The following is a 15701-nucleotide window of genomic DNA, read 5'->3' as shown; positions in this document are numbered from 1 at the left end:
CTGCGTTCGCCCGGGCCGAAGAGCGCCCCTACTTTCCCAGCGACAGTATTTCGTTGGCGTTGACGATGGCGCCCGCGATCTCCTCGGTGGTGACGCGCTTGTTCATGGCCTGCTCCCGGATCAGGTCGTAGGCCTGGCCTTCGGTGACGTTGCGCGTGCGCATGAGGATGCTCTTGGCCTCCGCGATGCGGCGCACGCCCAGCAGCTTGCCTTCGAGCTTGCGCAGGCGGCGGGCATGCGACTTGATGTCGTCGTAGACCTGCCGCGCCACCACCAGGGAAGACAGCAGCCCGAACGAGCGCACCGGCGAAGGCAGGACCGCCTTGGCGCCGATGCGCAGCACCGCTTCGACGATGGTGGGGTTTTCGTAGGTCACGATGGCGATGACCATGGGCGCGTCGTCGCTCTTGGCCCATTCGAAGCCCAGGTCGATCACGTCGGGGCGCACCGCCAGGAATACCGCGTCCAGCCCTTCGGGCAGGGTCGGCGCCGGCGGCCAGAAGGTCTGCACCTGACAGCCGATCCGCTGAAGCTGCTGCGTCAACTGGCGGCCGTCGGCATCGTCGGGATGATAGACGGCGATCCGCAGCGTGCGCAGGTCCTTGAGCAGGGAAGGCGTCGCGCGCACCGCGCGCTGGCGGCTGGCGGTTTCGCCCATCAGATCTCCAGCGAGCTCAAGGTGGCCGTCCAGTCGCCGAGCGAATGCGTGACCAGGTACGGATCGGGATGCACGGGCCGGGTGGCCTCGCGCACGATGGTGAACTGGCCCTTGGCGTTGACCCGGCCGACGCGGGGATACAGGCAGGTGTGGTGGTTGGTGGGATCGATGCGCACGCGGCCCTGGGGCGCCTGGAATTCGCTTTGCAGCACGCGCGGCAGGATTTGCGCGATCTCGTCGGTGCCGGTGTCGCGGAAGGCGTTGGCGAAGATGTGCATCTGGAAATACGCCGCCTCCCAGCACAGGTTGGGCACGCAATCGTGGCCGAAGCGCCGGCGCAGCCGCTCCAGGCAGCGCCGGTTGATGTCGGAATCGATCGACTGGAAGTACGGCGCGGACGTGAAATGCCCGGCCGCCACCTCGGGCTCCATCTGCGAGATCTCGGCCTCGGACGTCGTGAGGCTGGCGATGGGCATGGTCTTGGGGTCGAAGCCCGCGTCCGCGTAGGCGCGGTACAGGCAGGCCGTGGAATTGCCCACCACGGTGGAGAAGATGAAGTCCGGCCGCTTGTTGCGGATGTCGTCCAGGATCTCGCGGTAGTCGCGTTCGGTCGCGGTCAGCGGCACGTAGCGCTCGCCCAGCTTGGCGCTGTCCTGGCGCTGCAGCACCAGTTCTCCCATGATGCGGTTGGATTCATAGGGGTAGATGTAGTCCGATCCGATCAGGTAGACCCGGGCGCCGAAGTTGGCGGTCATGAATTCCGCCAGTTGCACGCTGTTCTGGTTGGGCGCGGCGCCGGTGTAGATGATGTTGTTGGAAAACTCGAACCCTTCGTAGAGCGTCGGGTAGAACAGCAGGCGGTTCCATTTTTCGACCACCGGCAGCACCGCCTTGCGGCTGCTGGACATATAGCAGCCGAAAATGACGTTCACCCGGTCCTGCGTGATCAACCGTTCCGCCAGCACGCTGTAGGTGGCCGGGTCGGAGCGGGGGTCATAGCGCACCGGCACGATCTCCCGGCCGTCGACACCGCCCCCCTCGTTGATTTCGTCGATGGCCAGCAGCGTGCCATGCAGTTGGGAACGGCCGATGGTCGATGTGGCCCCCGTTTCGGAGAACAACACGCCTACGCGGATAGGATCTTTGTTTGCCATGATCGAGACGCCCGCTGGCGCGGGAATCCATCCTTTGTCGAGGTCATCAGTTTCAGCACAGGCGCAGGCGGCGTCAACACGTGGATTCCTGGGGTCGTCACAAGGTCGCCCGGGCGTAGGCGCGGACCAGCGCCGCCGGCAGCGCCGCCGGGTTCGTCACGATCCGGTAGTCGCGAAAGCCGAACATGGCCCGCAACTGCGGCTCGGCCCTGGCGTCCAGCGCCACGCAGTGCACCCGCAAGCCCCGGCCCCGCAGCTCCAGCACCGCCTCGCGCGCGTCGTCCACCAGGTAGCGCGGATCGTGCGCGTCCACGTCCGACGGTTCGCCGTCGGTCACGACGATGATGGCCCGGCGTTCTCCCGGCGCGCGCAGCGCCAGCGCGCCGGCATGCCGCAGCGCCGCGCCCAGGCGCGTCGAGTAGCGGGCCTGGGCCGCGCCGATGCGGTCCGGCGCCTGCGGGCCGCCGGCGTCCAGCAGACGGTAGTAGTACACCGCCGCCCGGGTATCCGAGCAGAATCCGTGCACGGCGATCCGGTCGCCCTCGCCCGACACGGCCCGCGCCAGCAGCAGCGCCGCCTGCTTCTCCAGGTCCAGCACCGTCGTCCCCGCCTCGGGCGCCGCATCGTTGGCGGATGCCGACAGGTCCAGCAGCACCAGCGTGCTGCAGGCGCAGGGCTGGCTGCCCGGCCGCATGAAAAAACGGGCGTCCGGCGCCAGGTCCAGGCGCCGGTCGATCAGGACCTCGATCGCCGCGTTCAGGTCGATGTCGTCCCCTTCCCATTGCCGTCTCAGGCGCCGCGCGCGGCTCAGGCGGCGCGACCGCGGCAGGGCCAGGCGCTGCGCGCGGCCTGCGGGCGTGGCGGGCGCGGCGCCGTTCCAGGCGGGCAGCTTCTCGATCACGGTGCACCAGTCGGGCCGGCTGCGGCCCAGCCTGTAGTCCCATTCGGGATAGCGATAGCGTCCCAGTTCCGTTTCGGAGGCGGCCTCCTGAAGGTCGCCTTTCCCCCCGGGCGCCGCGGCCGCGCCCTGCGCGCCCAGGGCAAGCTCGGGCGGCGGCTCGGCCGCGTCGCCGTAGTCCCACAGGTACGCGTTGTCGTCGCGGTAGGGCACGGGCACGGCGTATTGCTGCGGGTTGAAGCGCACCCGCATCTGCCCCAGGTCGTTGGCCAGCACCGACGCCAGGCACCGGAAGGCCGCCGCGTCGCGCAGGTCCGGCGCCTGCGCCTCGAACAGCGTCCGCGCCTTGTTCACCCAATGATTGTCGTCGCGCAGGCCGGGATCCATCAGCAGGCGGCTCATGCGCTGGATCAGCGCCGCGAACCCCAGGTCGTCCGGATCGGGCCGCGGCGGCACGAACGGCAGGAACCAGCGGCGCACGCCCGGATAGTCGGCCGCCAGCAGGCGCTCCACCCGCGCGTCCTCGATGGCCGACGCCACCGCCACGCCCATCGGCTTCAGGCTCAGGACGGGCTGCGCGGCCGGCGAATAGCGCAGGTGGGCCGCCGCGTGCGCCACCGCCGCGCGGTACAGCGCCCGCCGGTCGGCGCCGTCCAGCACGGTATAGCTGTCCGGAACCAGCAGGTGCGAGGGCGCCAGGACGGGACGCGACGGCGGGCCGTCCAGCGCCGCCCGGCGCAAGGGTTCCACCGCCAGCCCCCGGCCCGACAGGCCGCACAGCAGCCACGACAGGCTCGCCTGCGCGGCCTCCAGGTCCTGCGCGCCCGCCTCGCCGTGCAAGGCCTCGCGGGCGTAGGCGTCGCGCAGTTCGAAGTAGGCGCGCTGCAGGGCGGGCTGGCGCTCGTAGCGCCGCAGGCCCGCCAATATCCAGCGTCCCAGCCCCCCGGCCGTGAGCCGCGCCATCAACTGGTCCAGCCGGTCGGCCACGGCCTGGGCGCATTCGGGATCCTCGCCGCGCAGGGCCTCGATCCAGCGCCGCGCCTCGGCGGCCTGGTCCTCGCCGCCGCGCGCGCCCAGGCGCCGCAGCTTGTCGGCCAGCGTCTCCGCCAGCCGCCTTCCGGCGCCGGCCCCCTCCCCCGCGGACAGGACGGCTCGCATGTTCATTCCAGATGGGCGTCGATGATCGCCCGCAAGGCCGCCGCCATGTCGGGATCGTCGGTCAGCGCGCGGGTCATGGTCATGTCGCAGCTATCGGCGGGGCTGACGCCGTCGCGGATGAGGATGCCGGCATAGATCAGCATGCGGGTGGACACGCCTTCGTCCAATCCGTGGCGCTTGAGTTCGCGCGAACTGTGCGCGATGCGCACCAGCCGTTGCGCCAGCCCGGCGTCGATGCCGGCCTCGTGCGCCACGACCCCGGCTTCGAGCGCCGCGTCCGGATAATCGAAATCCAGGGCGACGAAGCGCTGCCGCGTGGACGGCTTGAGATCCTTGGCGCTGCTCTGGTAGCCGGGGTTGTACGACACCACCAACTGGAAGTCCGGATGCGCCCGCACCACCTCGCCCTTCTTGTCCAGCGGCAGGATGCGCCGCGCGTCGGTCAGCGGATGGATGACCACCGTCGTGTCCTGGCGAGCCTCGACGACCTCGTCCAGGTAACAGATGCCGCCGTGGCGCACGGCCAGCGTCAGCGGGCCGTCGTGCCAGGCGGTGCCGGCGGCGTCCAGCAGGTAGCGGCCCACGAGATCGGAGGCCGTCATGTCTTCGTTGCACGCCAGCGTGACCAGCGGACGGCCCAGCCTCCAGGCCATGTACTCCACGAACCGCGTCTTGCCGCAGCCGGTGGGGCCCTTCAGGATCATCGGCAGCCGGTGCGCGTAGGCGTGTTCGTACAGCGCGGTTTCCCGGCCGGAGGGACGGTAGAACGGTTCTTGCGCAATCCGGTAGGTATCGAGCGGAGACGGCACGGTTCACTCCTCGGAAAGCGTCCGGCCGGCGCGGGGCGCGGCCGGACGGGATGGGTGGCAAACGCGCCTAGCGGTGCTTGGACGCCTCGTTGGGGATGCCGTCCACCGGGCATTCCGGCGTTCCCACCGTGGACCGCGTGAAGGATTCGACCATCTTGCGCGTGCCCTCCGGGTCGTTGATCCAGTTCGCGTAGAAGTTGTACGGGCAGGCCGCGACGCCGGTGGCCTCCTCGCCGGAGTTGATCTTGCCGGTGTACCCGCGGTGGACCAGCTTGAACAGATGGTTCTGCGACTGCATGTTCTTGCGCGCGTCGCGGATGAGGCTGGTCGACAGTTCGGCGTACTGCACGCCCATGTCTTCCTCGCCGCATTCGCCCAGCGTGCGGCCGTCGAAGCCGATGATGGCCGAATGGCCGAAGTAGGAATAGACGCCGTCGAAACCCGCCGCGTTGGCCACCGCCACATAGACGTTGTTCATCCAGGCCATGGCCTTGGACACCATCACCTGCTGGTCCTTGGCCGGGTACATATAGCCCTGGCAGCGGATGATCAGTTCCGCCCCCCGCATCGCGCAGTCGCGCCAGATTTCCGGATAGTTGCCGTCGTCGCAGATGATGAGGCTGATCTTCATGCCCTTGGGGCCTTCGGACACATAGGTGCAGTCGCCCGGATACCAGCCCTCGATGGGAACCCAGGGCATGATCTTGCGGTACTTCTGCACGATCTCGCCCTTGTTGTTCATGAGGATGAGCGTGTTGTAGGGCGCCTTGTTCGGGTGTTCCTCGTGGCGCTCGCCGGTCAGCGAGAACACGCCCCATACATTGGCCTTGCGGCAGGCCTCGGCGAACACCGCCGTCTCTTCGCCGGGAATGGCCGACGCGGTCTCGTACATTTCCTTGGCGTCGTACATGATGCCGTGGGTGGAATACTCGGGAAAGATGACCAGGTCCATGCCGGGCAGGCCGCGCTTCATGCCCACGACCATGTCGGCGATCTTGCGGGCGTTCTCCATCACCTCCGCCCGGGTGTGCAGCCGCGGCATCTTGTAGTTCACCACCGCCACCCCCACGCAATCGTTGCTGCTGGAGATATCTCCGTGTCTCATGGCAATGCTCCTCGTTGGTTGACGGTCATACCGTCAGGAAAGATCTGACTTTGTCCTGGTCCAGGCTCGCCCGGCACGCCTCGTGCACGATGCGGCCGCGGTCGATCACCAGGAACCGGTCGGCCAGGTCCAGCGCGAAGCCCAGCATTTGCTCCGACACGACGATGGCGAAGCCGCGTTCCTCCCGCAACGCGTTCAGGACCCGGGCGATGTCCTTGATGATGGAAGGCTGGATCCCCTCGGTCGGCTCGTCCAGGATCAGCACGCGCGGATTCGAGATGAGCGCCCGGGCGATCGCCAACTGCTGCTGCTGTCCGCCGGACAGGTTGCCGCCCTTGCGCCGGCGCATTTCCTGCAGCACCGGAAAAAAGCGGTACAGATATTCCGGCACGGCCTTGAGCCCGCTGCGCTCGGCGCCGGTCAGGATGTTCTGCTCGACGGTCAGGAACGGGAAGATCATCCGGCCCTGCGGCACGAAGGCCAGCCCGTGGCGCACGCGACGGTAGCTCTCCATGCCCGCCAGTTCGACGCCATCCAGGCGGATGCTGCCCGAGCCCGACGGCAGCATGCCGATCAGCGCCTTGAGCAAGGTGGTCTTGCCCATGCCGTTGCGGCCCATGATGGCCACCGATTCCTTGGGCGCCACGTCGAAGCACACGTCGTGCACGACCTGGGATTCCCCGTAACTCACGTTCAGCTTGTCGATCCGGAACACGGCGCATCCCCCCTTTCAGTGGCCCAGGTAAACGTCCAGCACGCGCGGATCCGCCTGCACCTCGGCCACCGTGCCCTCGCTCAGCAGGCGGCCCTGGTGCAGCACGGTGACCTTGTGGGCGATGCGTTTGACGAAATCCATGTCGTGCTCGATGACCACCACCGACTTGCCGCGCGAAATGCGCGCCAGCAGCTCCGCGGTCTGTTCCCGCTCGCGCGGGCTCATGCCCGCCACGGGTTCGTCCAGCAACAGCAGTTGCGGGTTCTGCATCAGCAACATGCCGATCTCCAGCCATTGTTTCTGCCCGTGGCTCAGCCGGCCCGCCTTCTCCGCCAGCCGGTCCGCCAGGAAGACCTGCTCCGCCATGGCCTGGATGCGTTCGCGGATCTCCGCCGTGCGGCGGAACCGCAGGGACCGGACCACCCCGTGCGCGTTCGGCAGCGAGATCTCGAAGTTCTCCAGCACCGTCAGGTCCTCGTAGACCGACGGCGTCTGGAACTTGCGCCCGACGCCGGCCCGCACGATGTCGAATTCCGCCATCCGCACCAGGTCGCGGCCCTGGAACATCACGCGCCCCGACGAGGGCCGCGTCTTGCCGCAGATGATGTCCAGGAGCGTGGTCTTGCCCGCGCCGTTCGGCCCGATGATGACGCGCAACTCGTCCTGCGCCACGCGCAGGCTCAGGCCGTCCACGGCCCGGAAGCCGTCGAACGAGACCGTCAGGTCCTCGACGCTCAGGATGGCGCCGGGCGCCGGGCGGTCGCTGCTCATGTCCATGCTGGCGGACTCCTGCAGGTCCAGGGCGGCGCTCATCGCGCGCTCCCCGCGGCGCGGCGCGCCTGAATCTGGCCGAATACCCCCGCCAGGCCGTTGGGCATCGCCACGACCACCACGATGAAGATCGCGCCGAGGAAGTAGAGCCACACTTCGGGAAAGGTCTCGGACAGGTAGGACTTGAGAAAGCCGATCAGCAGGGCGCCGACCACGGCGCCGGGGATCGACAGCCGGCCGCCGACCGCCGCGTAGATCACCATTTCGATCGAGGCCACCACCCCGATGGCGCCCGGGGAGATCAAGCCCACCTGCAAGGTGAAGAAGGCGCCGCCGATGGAGGACAGGACCGCCGCCGCGCAGAACACGCAGGCCTTCACGTGCGCGGTGTCGTAGCCAGAAAAGCGCACGCGGTCCTCGCGGTCGCGGATGGCGATCAGGATCTTGCCCAGCCGGCTGCGCACGACCGCCAGCGCCGCCAGCATCGCCACCGTCAGCGCGCCGGCCTCCACGAAATAAAGCACCAGCTTGCCGTCGTCGCCGACGATGTCCCAGCCCAGCAGCGTGCGGAAATCGGTGATGCCGTTGGCGCCGCCCGTGTCGCCCTGCTGGCCGACGATCAGCACGGTCAGCGTCATCGCCAGGGCCAGCGTCACGATGGCGAAATACACGCCGCTGACCCGCTTGCGGAAGATCGCCAGCGAAAAGAGATAGGCGGCCAGGCCGGGCAGGGCCACGATCAGCAGCACGGTCAGCGTCAGGGAGTGGAACGGCTGCCACCACACCGGCAGGCTGTCCACGCTGCTCCAGACCATGAAGTCGGGCAGTTCCGGCGCGGACGCCTCCAGCTTCAGGAACATGGCCATCATGTAGCCGCCCAGGCCGAAGAAAATGCCCTGCCCCAGGCTCAGCACGCCGCTGTAGCCCCAGGTCAGCACGATGCCGATCGCCACGAAGGCGAACGCCATGTATTTCCCGACCAGGTTGAGCCGGAACGGGTCCAGCGACAGGGGCAGCACGGCCAGGACCAGCACCGCGACCAGCAGGATCGCGATTTCCTCGGTTTTCCGGTGTAGAGCCTTCATCGCGTCACCCCCGGGTCTTGTTGGCGAACAGCCCGTTCGGGCGGAAGTAGAGAACCAGGATCACCAGCACCAGGATCGTGACCTTGGCCATGGAGCCGCTCATCAGGTATTCCAGCGTGGTCTGCGACTGCGCGATGGCCAGTCCGGAGAACGCCGTTCCCAGCAGGCTCTGCACGCCGCCGAACACCACCACGATGAACGAATCGACGATGTAGAGCTGGCCCGTTCCCGGGTTGGTCGATCCGATCATCGTGAAGACACAGCCGGCGATGCCCGCCAGGCCAGAACCCAGCGCGAACGTCAACGCATCCACGCGCCGCGTGTTGATCCCCACGGCGCCCGCCATCGCCCGGTTCTGCGTCACGGCGCGCACCCGCAGCCCCCAGGCGCTGCGGTAGAGCAGCAGGTACACGCCCACCGCCACCAGCAGCGTCAGGCCCAGGATGAAGATGCGGTTCAGCGGGAACTGCAAATCGGGGGTGGGCTCCCACGCCCCGCTGAGCCACGACGCCAGCGGCACGCTGACCTCCTGCGCGCCGAACACCGACCGGTAGGTCTGCTGCAGGATCAGGCTTAGCCCCCAGGTTGCGAGCAGCGTGTCCAGCGGACGGTTGTAGAACCAGCGGATGAACCCGCGCTCCAGCACGTAGCCGAACGCGAACGCAACCATGAAGGCCAGCGGAATCGCCGCGAACAGGTACACGTCCATCCACCCCGGCGCCCAGCGCTGGAACGCCACCGAGACCAGGTAGGTCGTATACGCGCCCATGGCCATCAGTTCGCCGTGCGCCATGTTGATGACGCCCATCAGGCCGAACACGACGGCCAGGCCGATCGCCATCAGCAGGAGAATGCTGAACAGGCTGATCCCGTTGAAAAGCTGCATTGCGGCGATGTCGAGATTCATGGTCACGTTCCAGGCTGCGCCGGCGGCGACGCCGCCGGCCGTTGGCTTGCGAACATCCGCAGGCGGTCCGCTACAGCTTCGGGAAGGGATTGGGTTCGATCAGGTCCGCGGATTCCCAGACGATGTCGAACTGCCCATCGGGCTGGGCGCGGCCCACGCGCACCTTCTTCCAGACGTGGTGGTTTTTCTCGTGCACGCGCACGGTGCCCTCGGGCGCCTCCAGCGTCAGGCCGGCGGAGGCCGCGATGACCTTGTCCGGATCGAACGAGCCGGCCTTCTCCACCCCCAGCTTCCACAGGTGGACGCTGTTGTAGGCGACCTCCATCGGGTCGCCGATGACGCGGTCCTGCCCGTACTTCGCCTTGAAGGCCTTGACGAACTTCTCGTTGGCCGGATTCTGCAGGCTCTGGAAGTAGCCCATGCAGGCGTAGTAGCCCGCCGCATTGTCCTTGCCGATGCCTTCGATCTCGTTCTCGGACACCACCGTGGACAGCAGCACGACACGCGTGCCGTCCAGGCCGGCGGCGCGCAACTGCTTGTAGAACGCCACGTTCGAGCCGCCGACCACCGTGCTGTAGATGCACTCCGGCTTGGCCGCCTTGATCTTGTTGATGATGGAAGAGAATTCGGTATGCCCCAGCGGCGCATATTCCTCGCCCACCACCTTCGCGCCCATGTGCGCGATGGCCGGCTTGGCGATCTTGTTGCAGGTGCGGGGGTAGATGTAGTCCGACCCCACCAGGAAGAAAGTCTTGCCCTTTTCCCGCGCCATCCATTCCACCGCCGCGATCACCGACTGGGTGGCTTCCTGGGATGGGTAGAACACCCGGGCGTCCTGCTCCTGGCCCTCGTAGTAAGTGGGGTAGTACAGCAGGCCTTTGCTGCGCGACAGCACCGGCAGCAGGGCCTTGCGCGAGGCCGAGGTATAGCAGCCGACGATGGCCGCGACCTTGTCCCGGTCCAGCAGCTTGCGCGCCTTTTCGGCGAACACGGCGTTCTCGCTGGCGCCGTCCTCGACCACCGGCTCGATCTTCCTGCCCATCACGCCGCCCGCGGCGTTGATTTCCTCGATCGCCAGCTTCTCCGCGTCCACCAGCGACGCCTCGGCGATGGCGATGGTGCCGGACAGGGAATGCAGCAAGCCCAGTTTGACGGTGTCTTGGGCAAAAGCCTGGCGGGGCAATGCTGCCATCCCCGACGCGGCGCTCAGTAGGACCATGGAGCCGCTGTGCTGCAGAAAGCGGCGGCGGTTGTATTCGCTCATCGTTGCGCTCCTGTGCGTTTCTGAAGGCAAGCCTCCGGCCAGGGCTTGCACGCAAGCCCAGAGTTGCCCGGGATTGGGCAGGCGCCTTTGCCGACCACATCACGACGACAGCCGTCCGACCGCTGCGCCATCGTTTCTCCGGGCAAAGCTCCGCCCACGGCGCATCGAAGCGCCATTCGAAGAAAAGCGATGGACAAACGGAAAACGAAAAGGCCCGAGCCGGATATTCCGGCTCGGGCCTTTTTGCCCTACGCCTGACTGGCAACACTGGCAGTCGGCGAAAATTTGAAGACGAACTTGCGTCTGGAAGGCATTCTGAAGAAGCGTGCCGCGCTATGCCATGCGTATTTTCCCTTATCGGGCCTTCCGTCCGCGCGACGCTCAGGGCAAACGGCGGATCACGCTGTTGGCATACATCGGGCCCTGCACATGATGGCCCGTCACCACGTTGGTCTGGTAGCGCTGCACCACGCCTTCCAGCGACCGCGGGTCCAGCACGGCCCGCATGGTCGCGAAGCCCGCGGAATCGACGCGCTCGGGCGCCTGCCCCTCGGGATAGAGGCGCCGCTTGCCTTCCTCCATCGGCGCCTGCAGCACGCCGCCGCTGGCGGTCAGGTCCAGCACCAGCTTGCCGCCGCGCGTCCGGGCCGAGCCGTAGGCGCCGAGTTCGGCGTCGTCCAGCAACAGACTGCCGGTCAGCGCATAGTCGCCCGACGGCAGCGGCTGCACATACAGGCGCAGCGTGTAGGGCGGTTCGCCGTTGCGGTCGTCGACCGACCACCGGTACTCGCCGGCCGCCCAGCCGGCGGCGCCGGCGGACGGCGCGGCGGGCGCCGCGGCCTGCGCGGCCCCGCCCGCGCACAGCGCCGCGCCCAGGACAGCCGCGCGCAGGGACCGCTTCAGAAATGCTTGCATCGTGTTCTCCTTGTCTGCATTGAATCGCCGCTTCAGTACTTCACGCGCATGCTCAGCATGACACTGCGCGGTTCGCCATAGGCGTTGCCCATGTCGGCGTTGCCCAGCCGCTGGTAATAGACCTTGTCGAACAGGTTGTTCACGTTCAGGCCCAGCGACACGTGCTCGTTGACGCGGTATCCCACGCGCGCGTTCCAGATGGCGTAGCCGCCCTGGGACACGCGCACCGAACTGCCGCGCACCGGCCCCTGCACCGCGCTCTCGGTGTAGATGCCGCTCTTCACATTGACGCCGCCGCCCACGCTCCAGCGGTTCCATTCGCCCGGCAGCCGGTAGGTGGTCCACAACTGGAAGATGTGCTTGGGCGTGAACGTGCGGAACGCCGCGCCGCCGTTGGCGCTGTCCTTCAGGTAGCGGGTGGTGTTGAAGGTGTAGCCGCCCGCCACCTCCCAGCCCGGCGCGATGCGGCCGGACACCTCGGTCTCGATACCCTGGCTGCGCACCTCGCCGCTGGCTTCGTAGCAGCAGTCGCCCACGTCGGGATAGGCCGGATCGCGTTGCGCGCGGTTGCGTTCGATGATGCGGAACAGCGCGAAGGAGGCGTTCAGGCGGCCGTCGAGCCATTCGCTCTTCACGCCGGCCTCGTAGTTGGAGCCGACCACCGGCGGCAGCGATCCGCCGCTGGCGGTGCGCAGGTCGCTCTGCACCCGGAAGATGTCGGCATAGCTGGCGTAGGCCGACCAGTGGCTGTCGATGTCGTATACCAGGCCCGCATAGGGCGTCATGCGGCCGTGCTCGCTGACCGCGTCGCCGCGGTCCCCGCTGATCAGGTCCTGGGTTTGCGTGCGCCACCAGCTCATGCGGGACCCCAGCACCAGCGTCAGCGGGTCCGCCACCTTCAGCCGCGCCATGGCGTAGACGCCGGACTGGCGCGTCTTGACGTCGCTCTTGCTGCCCCATTGCGGATCCGCGGGCTCGGGGTAGTCGTTCACGTCGTAGTCGAAGACGTCCACCGCCTGGGGCGGGAATCCGGGCAGCGAATAGGCGTTGTAGGCCCGCGCGCTGCGGTCGTACCAATTGCCGCCGAACACCAGCTCATGGCGCCGGCCCAGCGCTTCGAACGCGCCCGTCACCATCAGGTCCACGCCCAGTTGCCGGTTGCGGTACTGGTTGCCGCCGCCGTACAGGCGCGGGCCGAGTCCGGTCTGCCGGTCCACGGCGCCGCGCACATAGGCGTACTTCAGCTTGCTGGTTTCTTCCGCCTGATTGACGTTGAGCCTGACGGTCCAGTCCGGCGAAAGCCGGTGCGCCAGCTCCGCGAACGCCTGCGTGTTCTCGAAGTCCCAGCGGTTCCAGTCGGCGCCCAGATAGGTGCCGCGCGTCAGGCCGAGATCGCCGCCGTCCTGGTAGCGCGGCATGTGCATCATGTAGGGCAGCCAGTCGCGCTTCTGGTAGCTCCCGCCGACCGTCAGCAGCGTGTCGGCGCCGAGATCGGCCTCCAGGATGCCGTAGTAGGCCTGCTTCTGCGAGTTGGCGACGTCGTAGAAGTACTTGCGGTCTTCGATCGCCGTCGCGACGCGGCCGCGCACGGAGCCGGATGCGTTCAGCGGCGAGGACAGATCGAGTTCGCCCCGGTAGTTGTCCCAGGACCCCGCGCCCGCCGCCCCGGAGAACTGGAATTCGTTCGTGGGACGCTTGCGGACCAGATTGATCACGCCGCCGGGTTGGCCAGCGCCGTTGAACAGGCCCGCCGCGCCGCGCAGCAGTTCGACGTGGTCGTACATGAACAGGTCGGGCTGCGCCCACGACGCGCCGCCCGTCTGCATGGGCACGCCGTCGTACTGGAAATATTCGATCTGGAAGCCGCGCGAATAGAACTGCGGGATGGCCGCCGTCGCGGCCAGGTCTATCGTGATGCCCGGCGTCTGCGCCATGGCGTCTTCCAGCGACGCCATGTTCTGGTCTTCGATGCGCTGGCGCGTGATGACCGATACCGATTGCGGAATCTCGCGCAAGGAGAGCGGCAGTTTGCCGCCGATGGTGACGCTGGGCGCCGTGTAGGACTGGCTGCCTTCGGTGACGCCCGCCTGTTCGCCGTGCACGGTGACCGGCGCCAGCAGCGCCGCTTCCTGCGCGCGCGCCTCGCCGCCCGCCACCGCCAGCGCGGCCGCGACGGCGGCGAACTCCAGCCATCCCGCGCGTATCTCGATACCCACAATTCCCTCCGGTTTCGTTCCGTTAAATAAGATTGATAATCATCTTCAACGGTGAATCCGGGGGCAATCGAAAAGGCTTTCGAATTCTGTACTAAGGCTTTCGCTTTTTGCCCGCCGCGGGGCGGCGGCTAGCGCAGCGCGCTGGGCGGCGTTCCGAAGCGGCGGCGGAACGCCACCGAAAAATGCGCGGCGCCGTAACCGACGTGCCAGGCGGCCTCCGAGACCGACAGGCCGCCGTTCAGAATGAGTTCGCGGCCGCGCAGCAGGCGCGCTTCCTGCACGCAACGCGCCATGCTGACGCCGAAGGCCTGCTTGAAGGCGTGATCGAGCTTGCGCGCCTGCACGCCTAGCGCGCGCGCCAATTCCACCAGGCCGGGCGCCTGCCGCAGGTCCGCCAGCAGGCGGCGGCGGGCTTCATGGGCGGCGTCGAGTTCGCGCGCGGCCTGGCTCGGAGCGGCGGCCTCTTCCCGCGCCCGGCCGGCCTGCGCCAGCGCGACGGCGGCCAGTTCCAGGCCCTTGGCGGCCAGGTAGAGGCTGCGCGCCGCGCCGTCATAGCGGCAGACGCGGACCTGGTCGGCGATGCGGCGCGCTTCGCGCCCGGCCGCGCCGTGCCAGAGCGCCGGACCGCCGGCGCCGCCCTGCGGGTCCAGGCGGGAAAAGAAGCCGGCGTCCACGCCCAGTTCCGACCCCAGCACCGTGTCCGGCAGGCTGACCATGGTGTATCGCTGGTCCACCCCCGCCTCGAAGGCATCCGCGCCTTGCGCCTGCCCGGGATTCCAGGCCAGGCACAGCGTGGACCCGCGCAGCATCACCGGCTTGCGGTCCTCCACGCGGCTCTCCACCCGCCCGTCCAGCAGGATCACCTTCAGGCCGGGGAACATGGCCTCGTCGCGCCATTGCGTCACGCCGCGCCGGAACACGCCCGCGCGCAGCGCATAGCCGCCGGCGAGACTGAGCGCCGCGTCGATTCGGTAGTGTTCGGCAAAAGCGCCGGCCGCGGGCGGCGCGCTGCGGTGGTCGGGCATGGAGCGATCCGGGCTTATTTGAGAATAATTATTATTACCCGATTTCCTGCCCGGCTCAACGCCGCCGCCGCGCTACGCGCCCGCCCGTTCCCAGCGCCGCTGGATGGCCTTGGCCGCCACCACCCCGTCGGCCAGGGACGTCACCACGCAAGGGTGCATGCGGTTGGCCACTTCGCCCACCGCGTAGATGTCCGGCACGCTGGTTTCGGCGGTGGCGAAATCGGTGCGGATGTAGCCGCGCTCGTCGCGGGCCAGTTGCAGGCTGTCGGCGAAGCCGGCCTGGGGCTCCCAGCCGTAGAAGACCAGGATCAGGTCGTACCGGCGGCCGTCGACGCTGCGGGCGGCGGGGTCGACCTTGTACGGGCCGATGCGCACGCCGTCATGGCCGGCGCGCGTCACCCATTGCTGCTGGGCGCGGACGCTGCGGGCGTAGAGGTGGACGGCTCGCGCGCCGCGGTTGCGCACGTAGACGTAGTTCTCGAAAGCGTTGTCGCCCCCGCCCAGCACCGCCACGGACAGGCCGGAGTAATCGTGCGCCACGATGGGCGAACCCGGCCCGATCAGCACGCCGGGCCAGGACGCGCCCGGCGGGTGGTCCGGCAGGCCCTTGGCGCGCACGCCCGAGGCGATGACCAGGGTGCGCGCCCGCGCCAGGGTTTCGGCGCCCGACGGGCCGGCCAGCGTCGCTTCGATGCCGCCCTTGCAGGGCCGCACCCCGGTGACGCGGGTTTCCAGGCGGAGCGGCACGCCCGCCGCCCGGACGCTGGCGTCGATATTGGCGGCGACCTGCTGGCCGGTGACGCCCGGCAGCACGGCGATCCAGTCGTCGGCGAACGGATTGTCGTTGCCCAGCCCGCCCAGGCGGCCGCTGGCCTCGACCAATAGCGGGGACAGGCCCAGCCTGGCCAGCCACAGGGCGCAGGAGGCGCCGGCCGGGCCGCCGCCTACAATGACCGAATCGTGCATCTGTTGCATTTCACCCCTTATTGACTGCGCCGGCGCCTCGCGGACGCCCGGACAT

The 15701-nt window shown here is 68.2% G+C and carries 14 protein-coding genes; all 14 read right to left on the bottom strand.

Annotated features, from left to right (window positions below; all coding sequences use genetic code 11):
• Positions 1 to 28: 28 nt before the first annotated feature.
• The 14 genes from WHX56_RS06765 to WHX56_RS06700 all read right to left on the bottom strand — a co-directional run bounded on the left by WHX56_RS06765 (position 29) and on the right by WHX56_RS06700 (position 15655).
• Positions 29 to 658: an ANTAR domain-containing response regulator gene (locus WHX56_RS06765; RefSeq protein WP_338880819.1), complete on the bottom strand. Its 630-nt coding sequence runs from the start codon at positions 656 to 658 to the stop codon at positions 29 to 31.
• Positions 658 to 1812: a transporter substrate-binding domain-containing protein gene (locus WHX56_RS06760; protein ID WP_129244939.1), complete on the bottom strand. Its 1155-nt coding sequence runs from the start codon at positions 1810 to 1812 to the stop codon at positions 658 to 660. The genes WHX56_RS06765 and WHX56_RS06760 overlap by 1 nt, the downstream gene beginning before the upstream one ends.
• A gap of 97 nt (positions 1813 to 1909) precedes the next feature.
• Entirely contained in the window at positions 1910 to 3868 is a 1959-nt protein-coding gene (locus WHX56_RS06755) for a nitric oxide reductase activation protein NorD (RefSeq protein ID WP_338880818.1), read from the bottom strand.
• A 2-nt stretch (positions 3869 to 3870) separates the two neighbouring features.
• Positions 3871 to 4677: a CbbQ/NirQ/NorQ/GpvN family protein gene (locus WHX56_RS06750; protein WP_338880817.1), complete on the bottom strand. Its 807-nt coding sequence runs from the start codon at positions 4675 to 4677 to the stop codon at positions 3871 to 3873.
• A 67-nt stretch (positions 4678 to 4744) separates the two neighbouring features.
• On the bottom strand, positions 4745 to 5782 hold the full coding sequence (locus WHX56_RS06745) for an aliphatic amidase (protein ID WP_129244933.1): 1038 nt from the start codon (positions 5780 to 5782) through the stop codon (positions 4745 to 4747).
• Positions 5783 to 5807: 25 nt separating this feature from the next.
• The gene (gene urtE, locus WHX56_RS06740) at positions 5808 to 6497 is read right to left on the bottom strand and encodes an urea ABC transporter ATP-binding subunit UrtE (RefSeq protein WP_287755622.1); all 690 of its coding nucleotides are present in this window, start codon (positions 6495 to 6497) and stop codon (positions 5808 to 5810) included.
• A 15-nt stretch (positions 6498 to 6512) separates the two neighbouring features.
• Positions 6513 to 7274 carry an urea ABC transporter ATP-binding protein UrtD gene (gene urtD, locus WHX56_RS06735; RefSeq protein WP_129245027.1) on the bottom strand — a complete coding sequence of 254 codons (762 nt, stop codon included), beginning with the start codon at positions 7272 to 7274 and terminating at the stop codon, positions 6513 to 6515.
• Between the two features lie 32 nt (positions 7275 to 7306).
• Entirely contained in the window at positions 7307 to 8353 is a 1047-nt protein-coding gene (gene urtC, locus WHX56_RS06730) for an urea ABC transporter permease subunit UrtC (RefSeq protein WP_129244929.1), read from the bottom strand.
• A gap of 4 nt (positions 8354 to 8357) precedes the next feature.
• Entirely contained in the window at positions 8358 to 9260 is a 903-nt protein-coding gene (gene urtB, locus WHX56_RS06725) for an urea ABC transporter permease subunit UrtB (protein ID WP_287756510.1), read from the bottom strand.
• A 70-nt stretch (positions 9261 to 9330) separates the two neighbouring features.
• Complete coding sequence (gene urtA, locus WHX56_RS06720; protein WP_338880815.1) at positions 9331 to 10524, bottom strand: urea ABC transporter substrate-binding protein; 1194 nt, start codon at positions 10522 to 10524, stop codon at positions 9331 to 9333.
• Between the two features lie 381 nt (positions 10525 to 10905).
• The gene (locus WHX56_RS06715; RefSeq protein ID WP_338880814.1) at positions 10906 to 11439 is read right to left on the bottom strand and encodes a hypothetical protein; all 534 of its coding nucleotides are present in this window, start codon (positions 11437 to 11439) and stop codon (positions 10906 to 10908) included.
• 32 nt (positions 11440 to 11471) lie between these two features.
• Positions 11472 to 13655, bottom strand: coding sequence for a TonB-dependent siderophore receptor (locus WHX56_RS06710; RefSeq protein ID WP_338880813.1), 2184 nt, complete (start codon positions 13653 to 13655; stop codon positions 11472 to 11474).
• A gap of 128 nt (positions 13656 to 13783) precedes the next feature.
• A complete protein-coding gene (locus WHX56_RS06705; protein ID WP_129241449.1) occupies positions 13784 to 14680 on the bottom strand; it encodes a helix-turn-helix transcriptional regulator in 897 nt (298 codons plus the stop codon).
• Positions 14681 to 14752: 72 nt separating this feature from the next.
• Positions 14753 to 15655 (bottom strand): NAD(P)/FAD-dependent oxidoreductase, encoded by a 903-nt coding sequence (locus tag WHX56_RS06700; protein WP_338880812.1) that lies wholly within the window; start codon positions 15653 to 15655, stop codon positions 14753 to 14755.
• Positions 15656 to 15701 lie beyond the last annotated feature (46 nt).

It is taken from the genome of Achromobacter veterisilvae (assembly GCF_037619525.1).
Classification (GTDB): domain Bacteria; phylum Pseudomonadota; class Gammaproteobacteria; order Burkholderiales; family Burkholderiaceae_B; genus Achromobacter; species Achromobacter veterisilvae.
This window is presented reverse-complemented; position numbering and strand designations above follow the sequence as displayed.

Coding starts and splice junctions, on each gene's coding strand:
- urtC (WP_129244929.1), bottom strand. CDS start 8,353: ATGAAGGCTCTACACCGGAAAACCGAGGAAATCGCGATCCTGCTGGTC.
- WHX56_RS06745 (WP_129244933.1), bottom strand. CDS start 5,782: ATGAGACACGGAGATATCTCCAGCAGCAACGATTGCGTGGGGGTGGCG.
- WHX56_RS06760 (WP_129244939.1), bottom strand. CDS start 1,812: ATGGCAAACAAAGATCCTATCCGCGTAGGCGTGTTGTTCTCCGAAACG.
- urtA (WP_338880815.1), bottom strand. CDS start 10,524: ATGAGCGAATACAACCGCCGCCGCTTTCTGCAGCACAGCGGCTCCATG.
- WHX56_RS06755 (WP_338880818.1), bottom strand. CDS start 3,868: ATGCGAGCCGTCCTGTCCGCGGGGGAGGGGGCCGGCGCCGGAAGGCGG.
- WHX56_RS06765 (WP_338880819.1), bottom strand. CDS start 658: ATGGGCGAAACCGCCAGCCGCCAGCGCGCGGTGCGCGCGACGCCTTCC.
- WHX56_RS06715 (WP_338880814.1), bottom strand. CDS start 11,439: ATGCAAGCATTTCTGAAGCGGTCCCTGCGCGCGGCTGTCCTGGGCGCG.
- WHX56_RS06700 (WP_338880812.1), bottom strand. CDS start 15,655: ATGCAACAGATGCACGATTCGGTCATTGTAGGCGGCGGCCCGGCCGGC.
- WHX56_RS06705 (WP_129241449.1), bottom strand. CDS start 14,680: ATGCCCGACCACCGCAGCGCGCCGCCCGCGGCCGGCGCTTTTGCCGAA.
- urtB (WP_287756510.1), bottom strand. CDS start 9,260: ATGAATCTCGACATCGCCGCAATGCAGCTTTTCAACGGGATCAGCCTG.
- urtD (WP_129245027.1), bottom strand. CDS start 7,274: ATGGACATGAGCAGCGACCGCCCGGCGCCCGGCGCCATCCTGAGCGTC.